Consider the following 11,436-nt stretch of genomic DNA (forward strand, 5'->3'; position numbering starts at 1 on the left):
ACCCCCAACCCCTCCCCTGAAGGGGAGGGGCTTAAGGGACCCGCTGCGGCCGCACGGCCATCACCTCGGCGAACAAAGCCGAAGACATTTGCCGCGCCAGCCAGCCCTGCACCTCCGCCAGCGGCTGCGCATCGAACCAGTCGCGATCGACAGCGGCGAACTGGCGCACGAACGGCAGGATCGCCGCATCGGTGAGCGATTGCCGCGCGCCGCATAGCCAGGGATGCTCCGCCAATCGCGCCTCAAGCACGCCCAGCATTTCCAGCCCCCGCCCGCGATGCTTGATCGGATCGGATCCATGCCGCTCGGGATATTTGTAGCGGTCGAGATGGTGCTTGAACGCCCCGTCGTTCGCCGCGATCAGCCCGGCATCGTCGCCCGCCAGCCAATCCTCGGGATCGTTGCGCCCCAGCGCCCAGCGCATGATGTCTAGGCTCTCGTCGATCACCGTACCGCCGGGCAGCACCAGCACCGGCACCGTCCCCTTGGGCGAGGCCGCGAGCATCGCCGCGGGCTTATCGCGCAGCATGACCTCGCGGATCTCGTGAGCCGTCTCGCTCACCGCCAGCGCCAGCCGCGCCCGCATTGCATAAGGGCAGCGGCGGAAGCTGTAGAGGATCGGCTCAGTCAGGGTCGGACTCCGAAAAGGTCGCGCCGATATGTGCCTCGCCCCGCGCCGCAGCCAGCGCCGCCTGGCGGTGCCGCTCGGCATAGCGCGCGCGCTGTTCGTCGCTGCGCGCGTCGTGGCAGGCGGGGCACGCCACGCCCTCGACGAACAACGGCGAAGTCTGGTCCTCCGCGCTCACCGGCCTGCGGCAGGCGCGGCACAGTCCGTAGCTGCCGAGCGCGAGCCCGTGCCCGACCGACACGCGTTCGTCGAACACGAAGCATTCGCCCTGCCAGCGGCTCGCCTCGGGCGCGACCTGTTCGAGATAAGCGAGGATGCCGCCCTTCAAGTGATAGACCTCCTCGAACCCTTCGGCCTTGAGCAGGGCGGTCGACTTCTCGCAGCGGATCCCCCCGGTGCAGAACATCGCGATCTTCGGCTTGTCGGCGCCCTCCCATTCGTGCCGATGTGCACGCACCCATTCGGGAAATTGACTGAAGCTCTGCGTCTGCGGGTCGATCGCGCCGGCGAAGCTGCCGATCGCGACTTCATAGTCGTTGCGGGTGTCGATCACGATCGTGCCGGGGGCATCGATCAGCGCGTTCCAGTCCTGCGGCGCGACATAGGTGCCGGCATCGGTCGGGTCGAGGTCGGGCTCGCCCATCGTCACGATCTCGCGCTTCAATCGTACCTTCATCCGGTGGAAGGGCATCGCCGCCGCGCGCGAATGTTTGACGTCGAGGCCGGCGCAGCCCGGCAGGCTGCGGATATGAGCGAGCACTGCGTCGATCCCGGCGTCCGATCCGGCGATCGTGCCGTTGATCCCTTCAGGTGCCAGCAGCAGGGTGCCCTTGATGCCCTCGGCATTGCAGAGGGCGGCCAAGGGTGCCTGGATCGCAGCGCAATCGGCGAAGCGCGTGAACTGGTAAAGTGCGGCGACGTGGATCGGGAGGTCAGGCTGAGTCACGCCGCGCCCCTAGCAGAGCCGCGCCGCGCAAACAAAATCCCCGCCCGGGCGCGCCGGACGGGGAGAGGGTCGAACGTTTTCGGGCGTCAGCCCGCGATGTGGCTTCCCGCCAGCGCGGCGAGCAGCAGCAACGCGACGATGTTGGTGATCTTGATCATCGGATTGACCGCGGGACCGGCCGTATCCTTGTACGGATCCCCGACGGTGTCGCCGGTCACCGCGGCCTTGTGCGCCTCGGAGCCCTTGCCGCCGTGATTGCCGTCCTCGATATATTTCTTGGCATTGTCCCACGCGCCGCCGCCGCTGGTCATCGAGATCGCAACGAACAGCCCGGAGACGATCACGCCGAGCAGCATCGCGCCAAGCGCCGCGAAGCCCTCATGCTGGCCTGCCACCGCCGTAATCAGGAAATAGACGATGATCGGGCTGAGCACCGGCAGCAGCGAGGGCACGATCATTTCCTTGATCGCCGCGCGGGTGACGATGTCGACCGTGCGGCCGTAATTCGGGCGGCTGGTGCCCTGCATGATCCCGGCATTGTCGCGAAACTGGTCGCGGACGTCCTGCACCACCGAACCCGCCGCACGGCCGACCGCGGTCATGCCGAACGCGCCGAACAGATAGGGCAAGAGCGCCCCGAGCAGCAGCCCGACGATGACGTAGGGATTGCTCAGGCTGAAATCGACGTCGACGTTGGGGAAGAACTCGTGGAGGTCGGTGGTGTACGCCCCGAACAACACGAGCGCCGCCAGCGCCGCCGAGCCGATCGCATAGCCCTTGGTCACGGCCTTGGTGGTGTTGCCCACTGCGTCGAGCGCATCGGTTTTGTGGCGCACTTCGTCCTCGAGCCCGGCCATCTCGGCAATGCCGCCGGCATTGTCGGTCACCGGGCCGTAGGCGTCGAGCGCGACGACCATGCCGGCGAGCGCGAGCAGCGACGTCGCCGCGAACGCCACGCCGATCACCCCGGCGATCTGATAGGCGGCGATGACCGCGATCACGATCACCAAGGTCGGCAGCGCGGTCGATTCAAGGCTGATCGCGAGGCCCTGGATCACGTTGGTGCCGTGGCCGGTCTCCGATGCCTTGGCGATCGACTTGACCGGGCGGTAGTTGGTGCCGGTGTAATATTCGGTGATCCACACCAGCAAACCGGTGACGGCGAGGCCGATCATCATGCAGATGACGAGATCCCAGCCGGTGAAGCTCGGACCCGTAGCGGTGCCGATATTGAGCTGGTCGGCAGTGCCGGTCGAGCTTTCGAGGAAGGCCGAGGGATCGCCGACCCCGCCGATCACGGTGTCGAGCCCGCCGAGCGTATAATGCGTCACGCCGATGATCGCCGGGATCGACAGGATCACCGTTACCCAGAAGCCCTTGTAGAGCGCGCCCATGATCGACTCCTTCCGCCCGAGCCGGACGAAATAAGTGCCGACGATCGAGGTGATAATGCACACGCCGCCGACGATCAGCGGCAGGGTCATCAGCGCGAGCAGCTGTTCGGGCACCAGCCCGCGCATCAGCAGCGCGATCGTCACCATGGTGATGCCCAGGGTGACGACATAGGTTTCGAACAGATCGGCGGCCATGCCCGCGCAATCGCCGACATTGTCGCCGACATTGTCGGCGATGACGGCGGGGTTGCGGGGATCGTCCTCGGGGATTCCGGCCTCGACCTTGCCGACCAGGTCGGCGCCGACGTCCGCTGCCTTGGTGAAGATGCCGCCGCCCAGGCGCGCGAAGATCGAGATCAGCGAGGCGCCGAAGGCGAGCCCGGTCAGCGTCTCGATCACCTTGCGCGAATTGGGCGCGAGATCCGCGACGTCGACCAGATAGGCGAAGATGCCCGCGATCGCGAGCAGCCCGAGCCCGGCCACCAGCATGCCGGTGATCGCGCCCGAACGGAAGGCGAGTGTCAGCCCCGACTGGAGCGATTGCCGTGCGGCCTCAGCGGTGCGGACATTGGCGCGCACCGAGATGTTCATGCCGACGAACCCGGCAAGCCCGGAAAGCAGCGCGCCGATCACGAAGCCCAAAGTCGGCAGCGCGCCGAGGGTGAGGAACATGACGATTGCGACGATCGCGCCGACGATTGCAATGGCCGTATATTGCCGGCGCAGATAGGCTTGCGCGCCTTCCTGGATCGCGGCGGCGATGTCCTGCATCTTCGAATTGCCGGGCGAGGCGCGCAGCACTTGTTGACTGGTCAGAAAGCCGTAAGCCAACGCCAGCAAACCGCAGGCGATGGCGAGATACACAATCGTCATCAGGCGATGTCCTTCCCCTAGAACTGAAACCGCCGCCGGTCTGATGCCGGTCGTGCGGAGCGGGGAAGGTATCGGGCACCCGAAGCGCGCGCAACCCGCCTCAGCGGTGCTCGTAGCCGAGGCGTTCGGGAGGGGTTTCGCCATCGAGCAGCAGGGGCTGCGCGGCCTGTTCGCGCATCGTGCCGATCCGGGTGGCGGGCACGGGCAGAGCGCTGCCTTGGCGCGCGGCGAACAGCAATTCATAGTCGTCGCCCCAGCGCGCCGCGGCGAGCCGGTCATCCACCCCCGGCGCGAACGGGATCGCGTCGAGCGCGAGCGCGGCGGTGCAGCCGCTCGCCTCGGCCATCCGCCGCGCATCGAGCAGCAGCCCGTCGGACACGTCCATCATCGCGCTGACATGTGGTCCGAGCGCCAGCCCCTCCGCGAGCCGAGGCCGTGGGCGCAGATAGGCGGCGCCGTCGCCAGCTTCGAAGCCGAGCATCGCCGCGCCGATCGTCCCGGTCACATAGAGCGCATCCCCTGCCCGCGCGCCCGTCCGCGCCGGGACGGGCCTGGCGGTGGCGCGACCGATTGCGGTGCAGCCGAAGGTCGCCGGGCCGGCATACGAAATCGTGTCGCCGCCGAGCAGCTTGACGTCGTATGCGTTGAGCACTTCGCGCAAACCCTGAACGAAACGCTCGGCGCCCTCGACCAAAGTCGCCCCGATCAGCACCCCGATCGGCTCGGCAGCCTTGGCGGCAAGATCGGAGAGGTTCACTGCGACCAGCTTCCACGCGATATCGGCAGGATCGGTGCCAGCACGGTAATGCACCCCCTCGGCAATCGCGTCATGGGTGACGACCAGAGCCTCGCCGCCGATCTCGATCACCGCGGCATCGTCGCGCAGATCCTGCGCGCCGGGGTGGAGTGGCAGCGAACGCAGCGCGGCGATGAACTCGAGCTCGCGCATCTCAGATCCTCCCCGGAACGGGGAGGTGGCAGCGCGAAGCGCTGACGGAGGGGGCTCTACGCATAGGATACCCCTGGCGGCACGCCCCCTCCACCATGCTACGCATGGTCCCCCTCCCCGTCCCGGGGAGGATCAGGGTTCAACCCCGCACTTCCTTCGCGATCGCGTCGAGCAGGCCGTTGACGAACCCCTTTTCGCGCCGGTCGTAGAATGCGTCGGTGACGTCGAGATATTCGCTGATCACCGCCCCCACCGGCACGTCCGCGCGCGCCAGCAATTCGTAGGTCCCCGCGCGGAGGATCTGCCGCATCGGCTTGTCGAGCCGGTCGAGCGACCAGTCGGCGCTGAGCTTGCCCGCGATCAGCCGGTCGACCTCCTCGCGCCGCGCGTCGACGCCTTTGACGATGTCGTCGAAGAACGGAACGTCGGCATCGGCATATTCGACATCCTCGATCGTCGCGCCGAGCCGGTGCTGGTGGAATTCGGTGAGCAGGACGGCGAGCTTGGTGCCCTCCATCTCCTGCTGGTACAGCGCCTGCACGGCGGCGAGCCGCGAGGCGGCACGGGCCTTGGAACGGGTACGGGCTTTGGGGCTGGGCATTTAAGGATCCTTAGCGTCCTCGGTGCTCCTGCGAAAGCAGGAGCCCAGGGTAACGGAGCGTGGTCTGTGCGACTCTGGGTTCCTGCTTTCGCAGGAACACTAAGCCAATCGAATCGCGACCGATCTCGCGTGTGCGGGCAGGCCTTCTGCCTCCGCCAGCGCAACCGCGGCCGGCCCGATAGCAGCAAGCCCGGCTTCGTCCAAGGCCAGGAAGCTCGTCCGCTTCATGAAATCGAGCACCGACAGCCCCGAGGCGAAGCGCGCGCGTCGTCCGGTCGGCAGGACATGGTTGGGCCCGGCGACATAATCGCCGACCGCCTCGGGCGTGTGCCGGCCGAGGAACACCGAGCCGGCGTGATGCACCAGGTCGAACAATTGCTCGGCTTCGTCGCAAGCGAGCTCGAGATGCTCGGGGGCGAGGCGATCGCACAAGGGCATCGCTTCGACCAGGCTCGGCACCAGGATGATCGCGCCATTGGCGTCCCAGCTCGCCCGCGCCGTCGCCGCGGTAGACAGCGTCTCGATCTGCGCATCGACCGCCGCGGCCACCCGGTCGGCGAACCCGGCATCGTCGGTGAACAGGATCGACTGGCTGGTCGGGTCGTGCTCGGCCTGGCTGAGCAGGTCGGCAGCGATCCATTCGGGTTCGTTCTTACCGTCCGAAACAACCACGATCTCGCTAGGGCCGGCGACCATGTCGATTCCGACCACCCCGTAGAGCTGGCGCTTGGCTTCGGCGACCCAGGCGTTGCCCGGGCCGGTGATCACGTCGACCGGCGCGATCCTATCGGTGCCATAGGCCAGCGCCGCCACGGCCTGCGCGCCGCCGACGCGCCAGAGTTCGTCGACCCCGGCGATGTGCGCTGCGGCGAGCACCAGCGGGTTGACTTCGCCATTGGGAGTCGGCGTGACCATCACCAGCCGCCGAACCCCCGCCGCCTTGGCGGGGATCGCGTTCATCAGCACCGAGCTGGGATAGGCCGCGCGTCCGCCGGGGACATAGACTCCCGCCGAATCGACCGCGCGCCAGCGCGCGCCGAGGCGAATGCCGGCGCTGTCGATCTCGTCGCGATCCTCGGGCTTCTGCTTGGCGTGGTACACCGCGATCCGCTCGGCGGCGAGCTCGAGCGCGTCGCGGAGTTCGGGGGTCAGCCCTTCCCACGCCGCGAGGCAATCGGCGCGGTCGATCTGCCAGCCGCTCTGGTCGAGATCGTGCTTGTCGAACAGCCGGGTCAGGTCGCGGAGCGCGGCATCGCCCTCGTCGCGGACGCGCCGGATGATGTGCGTCACGTTGCGCGCGACATCTTCATCGGTTTCGCGGCGCGCGTTGACGAGGGTGGTGAAGGCCGCGGCGAAGTCCGGCGCGGAGGCATCGAGGCGGATCACATTCCCCTCCCGCTTGCGGGAGGGGTAAGGGGAGGGAGTGACGGGGAGGTTCCATCCGACTCACGCACGTCAAGCCCTCCCCCGACCCCTCCCGCAAGCGGGAGGGGAGAAATGGCCCTCCGGAACCCATCGACCAGCGGCACCACTTCCCCCGCGCGCATCTTGAACGCCGCGCGGTTGACGATCAGCCGGCTGGTCACCTCAGCGATCACCTCCACTTCGACCAGGCCATTCTCCTTGAGCGTCTTGCCCGACGAGACCAGGTCGACGATCCGCGGCGCGAGTCCGAGCACCGGCGCCAGCTCCATCGCCCCGTTCAGCTTGACGCACTCGGCTTGCACCCCGCGCGTCTCGAAATGCGCGCGGGTGATGTGCGGATACTTCGTCGCGATGCGGACATGGCTCCAGCCGCGCGGATCGTCCTTCTCGGCCATGTCGGCGGGCTCGGCGACCGAGATGCGGCAGTGGCCGATGCCGAGATCGACCGGCGCGTAGATCTCCGAATAGTCGAACTCCGCGAGCACGTCCGAGCCGACGATGCCGAGCTGTGCCGCCCCGTGCGCGACGAAGGTCGCGACGTCGAACGCGCGCACGCGGATCAGGTCGATCGCCGGGCTGTTGGTCCGGAAGCGCAGCGCCCGGCTATCCGGGTCCGAGAAAGCGGGCTCGGGGACGATGCCGACCGCGGCGAGCAGCGGCAGCGCCTCGTCGAGGATCCGGCCCTTGGGGACGGCGAGGATGAGCGGTTCTTGCATGGGTGCCGGGGCTTTACTTGGGGGGTGGCCCGGGCGCAACAGAGCCGAAGGGAGGACTCATGGCCGACGAGCAGACGAACCGCGACAGCTTCCGCATCCAGGCCGGCTATTGCACCGCGATGGCCGCACCGATCACCGCGCGCATCGCCACGGTGCTCGGCCCCGGCCTGACCCGCGACAGCGAGACCGGGCGCCGCGTGCTCGACTGGCCGGGCGAGCCGGTCGCCGACGCATTGGTGCTGCGGCTGATCGGCGGGCTTCATGCGCTTTACCGGCGCGGCGCCCCGGAGATCGCCCCCGTCTTCACCGGCGCGGTCACTGACGAAGCCGAGCTCAGCGCGATCCTCAACCAGGTTTTCGTCGCGCACGATGCCGAATTGCTGCCCTGGCTCGACGGCCCGCCCCAGACCAACGAGGCCGGGCGCTCGGCCGGATTGATGACCGGCATCCTTCATCTCGCGGCGCGCTACGGCCCCAAGTTCGAAGTGCTCGAGATCGGATCGAGCGCGGGGCTCAACCTGTTGATCGGCCGCTATCGATTCGATCTAGGCGGCGAGCGATCGGGGCCGGCAGACTCGCCGGTCGAGATCAAGCCCGAATGGCGCGGCCCGCCGCCGCCGCACGCGCCGATCGAGATCGTCTCCGCGCGCGGCGTCGATATCCAGCCGCTCGATCTGTCGGGTGAGCGCGATGCGGAGCGCCTCCAGGCCTATTGCTGGGTCGAGAACACCGAGCGCCAGGCCCGACTCGAAAAGACCATCGCGATGGTCCGCGCCGAAGGCGTCGACTTGGTCCAGGGTGACGCCGCCGACTGGGTCGAGGCCCGCCTCGCCGAGCCACAGGCGGCCGGCGTCACCCGCGTGCTGATGCATTCGGTGGTCTGGCAGTACCTCTCCGATGCGATCCAGCAACGCATCGCCGATGCGATGACCGAAGCCGGCGAACGCGCCACCCCCGAGCGCCCGCTCGGCTGGGTGATGATGGAGCCCAATCGCGACCTCAATCGCCACGAAGTCCGCGTCCGCGGCTGGCCCGGCGACACGCCGCTGCAACTCGTCGCGCTCACCCACGCGCACGGCGCCTGGGTCGAGGCACTCGCGCCGCCCTATGAAACGCGACCGTACGTCATGCGGGCCTATGCCGATGTATAGTATTAATTCTCGCGACACGCTGATCACGCCATCGGCCGATTGCCCGGTTTCGGAAGCGACGATTCCCCAAAAGCTCGGCACCGTCGCCACGATCCAGCATGGCCTGCTGGGCAAGCCCTATGCGCTGACCAGCGACGACCTGCTCTACGAGACGCACCGCGCACGCGGCGGCGACAAGAGCCGCGGAGAGTTTTTCGCGAAGCCCCAGGCCTGTCTGCGCACCTCGCCTTTGGTCAAGCAGTTCGGCTGGGGCGTGCATCATGATCACGAAGGCCGGATCGCACTGCTCGATCCGCAAAGCGAGCGCTATTGCAAGCTGTTCGACGACGACGCCGTCAAGAAGACGCCGGGGATGCGCAGCAAGCGCTAGCGCGCGGCGCCGATAGTCGGAGCGACTATTGGGTGCGTCGATCATTGGGGGCATTGCGTTGCTGGGGCAAGCAGAGGAGCTTTCTGATGTTGGCCGTCGAAAACAATGGCGCAAGCCTGCCCAGCAGAACCCCAGCGTCTGCCCAGCCGCCGCTCCCGACCGACGCGCAGGGCCGAACCGACGTGAACGCGCTCGGCATCGAGATCGCGGCGCTGGCGCAAACCAATTCCGGTGCGGCCGCGCAGCGCTACGACCAGGCAACGGCGTTGCTGACGCCGGTCGAGCAGGGCGAATTGCTGCGTTCGATGCAGGTGACTGCGGCGTTTGGCGGTTGGGACATCCCCGGCATACCGGATCTGCCTGAATTGCCCGGCCTGCCAAGTCTTCCGAGTTTCCCGGGCTTGCCTGGCCTGCCCGATCTTCCCAGCCTGCCATCTCTGCCCAATCCGATCGACCTGGCGCGGCGCGGGCTGCAGGAGCTTCGCGAGGCGGCCGATGCGATCGGCGACAAGCTCCGCACCCTGCCGCACGCGGCGGCGGATGCGCTCGCTGATTCGATGCGCGGCGACAAGGCGCGAACGCTGACTACCGCGGAGCGCAGCGCCATCCGCGCCGCCTATGGCGAAGAGATCGATCTCGACAAGGTGCGGATCGTCGATGGGCCGGGCAACTCGCCCGCCGCACATGCTGCGTTCAAGCTCGGCGGCAATCCGGCGATCACGATCGGCAACACCATTTATCTCGACAAAGATCATTATTCCGGCGACCTTGGCCAGCCGGGTGACGAACGTTCGCTGTTGATCCACGAGTTCAGCCATGTCGTGCAATATGACCGTCTCGGCTACGGGTCCTTCGCCAACAAATATGCCAACGACCTGAAGGACCATGACTTCGATCGCAACGAGGTCTACCGCTACGACACGCGGGACACGACCTATGCCGAGGAAACGATCGAGGGACAGGCCGAGATGGTGGGCGATTACGCCCGCCTGCGCGGATCGACACTTCCCCAAGACCAGGCGACTCTGCGCGACCTCGAGCGTCGCCTGGAGAACACCGGGATCTATGGCCTCTAGCCCCCGAGCCGACGTGTTCGGAGGACTGATCTGCGCGACGCTGGCGCTGGCGGGGTGCAAGCAGGGCGCCGAGCTCGCGGTGACGCAAGACCCGCGCGGGGTCACGTTCGCGCTCGCCGCCCCGTCGGAAGGTGCCCGCCGCTGCATCGACAGCGTCACCGTCTATCCCAAGGCGCCCGACGATGCCGCGCCGGTCTGGGAGATCAGCCGCGATCGCAGCGCGAAGGGGTGCGCCACTGCAGTGCGCTACGGCGAGCTACCGCGCGAATTTGGCGCGCGCGCGCCGGCCGCACCGTTGCAGCCGCGGGCCGGGTATCGCGTGATGGTGTCCGGTGTCGGCTTCAGCGCCGCGGCGGTGTTCGAGCGCACGCCTTCCTAGGCGTCCAGCCATTCCCGCATCGCCGCGGTCACCGCCTCGGGCTTTTCCCAGGGCACGAAATGGCCGCCATCCTCGACGCGGACGATCGTCAGGTCGGGTACCAGACCGGCGAGCTCGAGTTGCACCGGCAGCAACGCGACGTCGCGCATGCCCCAGATCACCAGGGTCGGCTGGGTCACCGGCGGGAACGGCGCGTCGAGCCAGGCCGGCCGTTCAGCATCCTCGCCGGGTGCCGGCACAATGATGCGGCTCGCGCGATACCAGTTGAGCATCGCCGTCATCGCGCCGTGCTGGCCCCATTCGTCCATATAGGCCGCCTTGTCCGCACCCGCGATCGCGCCGACGACATGCTGTGCGAAGGTCGAGGCGAAGAAGCGCTCGAGCCCCGCGCCGACCAGCCCTTGGTCGATCCCGGTGTCGCGGAAGCGGGTGATATACTGGCTCGCCTTGCGCTGCGCGGGATCGTCGAACAGCGAGCGCTGGAAGACCAAAGGATGCGGCGCGTTGACGATGATTAGTCGCGTGATCCGCTGCGGATGCTGGAGCGCAGCCATCCACGCGACCGCTCCGCCCCAATCGTGCCCGACCAGAGTGAACTGCCCGATGCCGAGATGGTCGGCGAGCGCGAGCAGGTCGGCGACGATCTTGTCGGGCGTATAGTTGTCCACCCCCTCAGGCTTGGACGAGCGCGCGAAGCCGCGCTGGTCGGGCGCGACCACATAGTGGTCGGTGGCGAGCGCAGGGATCTGGTGCCGCCAGGTGCGGTGCGATTCAGGGAAACCGTGGAGCAGAACGATCGGCGGATTGGTCGGATCGCCCGCGACCGCGACGTCGAGCTCGACGCCGGTGGCGAGAGCGATGCGTTGGAGTTCGAAGGTCACACGCTTCTCCTTCTTAAGCCCCTCCCCTTCAGGGGAGGGGTTGGGGT

12 protein-coding genes are annotated in these 11,436 nt (G+C 67.7%); 4 read left to right on the top strand and 8 right to left on the bottom strand.

Annotated elements, in window-relative coordinates; translation table 11 throughout:
• Positions 1–31: 31 nt before the first annotated feature.
• From AC3WJI_RS20745 to hisG, 7 genes are all read right to left on the bottom strand, one after another.
• The gene (locus tag AC3WJI_RS20745) at positions 32–661 is read right to left on the bottom strand and encodes a glutathione S-transferase (protein WP_492759214.1); all 630 of its coding nucleotides are present in this window, start codon (positions 659–661) and stop codon (positions 32–34) included.
• Positions 624–1,574, bottom strand: a complete 951-nt coding sequence (gene trhO, locus AC3WJI_RS20750; RefSeq protein ID WP_492759203.1) for an oxygen-dependent tRNA uridine(34) hydroxylase TrhO — start codon at positions 1,572–1,574, stop codon at positions 624–626. Before trhO ends, AC3WJI_RS20745 begins: the two co-directional genes overlap by 38 nt.
• Positions 1,575–1,660: 86 nt before the next feature.
• Positions 1,661–3,841, bottom strand: a complete 2,181-nt coding sequence (locus AC3WJI_RS20755; protein ID WP_492759204.1) for a sodium-translocating pyrophosphatase — start codon at positions 3,839–3,841, stop codon at positions 1,661–1,663.
• Between the two features lie 100 nt (positions 3,842–3,941).
• Complete coding sequence (gene thiL / locus AC3WJI_RS20760) at positions 3,942–4,790, bottom strand: thiamine-phosphate kinase (RefSeq protein WP_492759205.1); 849 nt, start codon at positions 4,788–4,790, stop codon at positions 3,942–3,944.
• A gap of 139 nt (positions 4,791–4,929) precedes the next feature.
• On the bottom strand, positions 4,930–5,391 hold the full coding sequence (gene nusB, locus AC3WJI_RS20765; RefSeq protein WP_492759206.1) for a transcription antitermination factor NusB: 462 nt from the start codon (positions 5,389–5,391) through the stop codon (positions 4,930–4,932).
• 99 nt (positions 5,392–5,490) lie between these two features.
• Positions 5,491–6,777, bottom strand: a complete 1,287-nt coding sequence (hisD, locus tag AC3WJI_RS20770; protein WP_492759207.1) for a histidinol dehydrogenase — start codon at positions 6,775–6,777, stop codon at positions 5,491–5,493.
• Positions 6,774–7,532 carry an ATP phosphoribosyltransferase gene (gene hisG / locus AC3WJI_RS20775; RefSeq protein WP_492759208.1) on the bottom strand — a complete coding sequence of 253 codons (759 nt, stop codon included), beginning with the start codon at positions 7,530–7,532 and terminating at the stop codon, positions 6,774–6,776. The genes hisD and hisG overlap by 4 nt, the downstream gene beginning before the upstream one ends.
• A 59-nt stretch (positions 7,533–7,591) precedes the next feature.
• Between hisG and AC3WJI_RS20780 the strand changes: the two genes are divergently transcribed.
• The 4 genes from AC3WJI_RS20780 to AC3WJI_RS20795 all read left to right on the top strand — a co-directional run bounded on the left by AC3WJI_RS20780 (position 7,592) and on the right by AC3WJI_RS20795 (position 10,508).
• Positions 7,592–8,683 carry a DUF2332 domain-containing protein gene (locus AC3WJI_RS20780; protein WP_492759209.1) on the top strand — a complete coding sequence of 364 codons (1,092 nt, stop codon included), beginning with the start codon at positions 7,592–7,594 and terminating at the stop codon, positions 8,681–8,683.
• Positions 8,676–9,053 carry a DUF6157 family protein gene (locus AC3WJI_RS20785; protein WP_492759210.1) on the top strand — a complete coding sequence of 126 codons (378 nt, stop codon included), beginning with the start codon at positions 8,676–8,678 and terminating at the stop codon, positions 9,051–9,053. The genes AC3WJI_RS20780 and AC3WJI_RS20785 overlap by 8 nt, the downstream gene beginning before the upstream one ends.
• A gap of 86 nt (positions 9,054–9,139) precedes the next feature.
• Positions 9,140–10,129 carry an eCIS core domain-containing protein gene (locus AC3WJI_RS20790; RefSeq protein ID WP_492759211.1) on the top strand — a complete coding sequence of 330 codons (990 nt, stop codon included), beginning with the start codon at positions 9,140–9,142 and terminating at the stop codon, positions 10,127–10,129.
• A complete protein-coding gene (locus AC3WJI_RS20795; protein WP_492759212.1) occupies positions 10,119–10,508 on the top strand; it encodes a hypothetical protein in 390 nt (129 codons plus the stop codon). The genes AC3WJI_RS20790 and AC3WJI_RS20795 overlap by 11 nt, the downstream gene beginning before the upstream one ends.
• On the opposite strand, the gene AC3WJI_RS20800 is transcribed toward AC3WJI_RS20795, so the two are convergent.
• Positions 10,505–11,389 (bottom strand): alpha/beta fold hydrolase, encoded by an 885-nt coding sequence (locus tag AC3WJI_RS20800; RefSeq protein WP_492759213.1) that lies wholly within the window; start codon positions 11,387–11,389, stop codon positions 10,505–10,507. The two genes, AC3WJI_RS20795 and AC3WJI_RS20800, sit on opposite strands and share 4 nt — an antisense overlap.
• Positions 11,390–11,436 lie beyond the last annotated feature (47 nt).

The organism is Sphingomonas sp. FW306-1B-B10E, assembly GCF_058782005.1.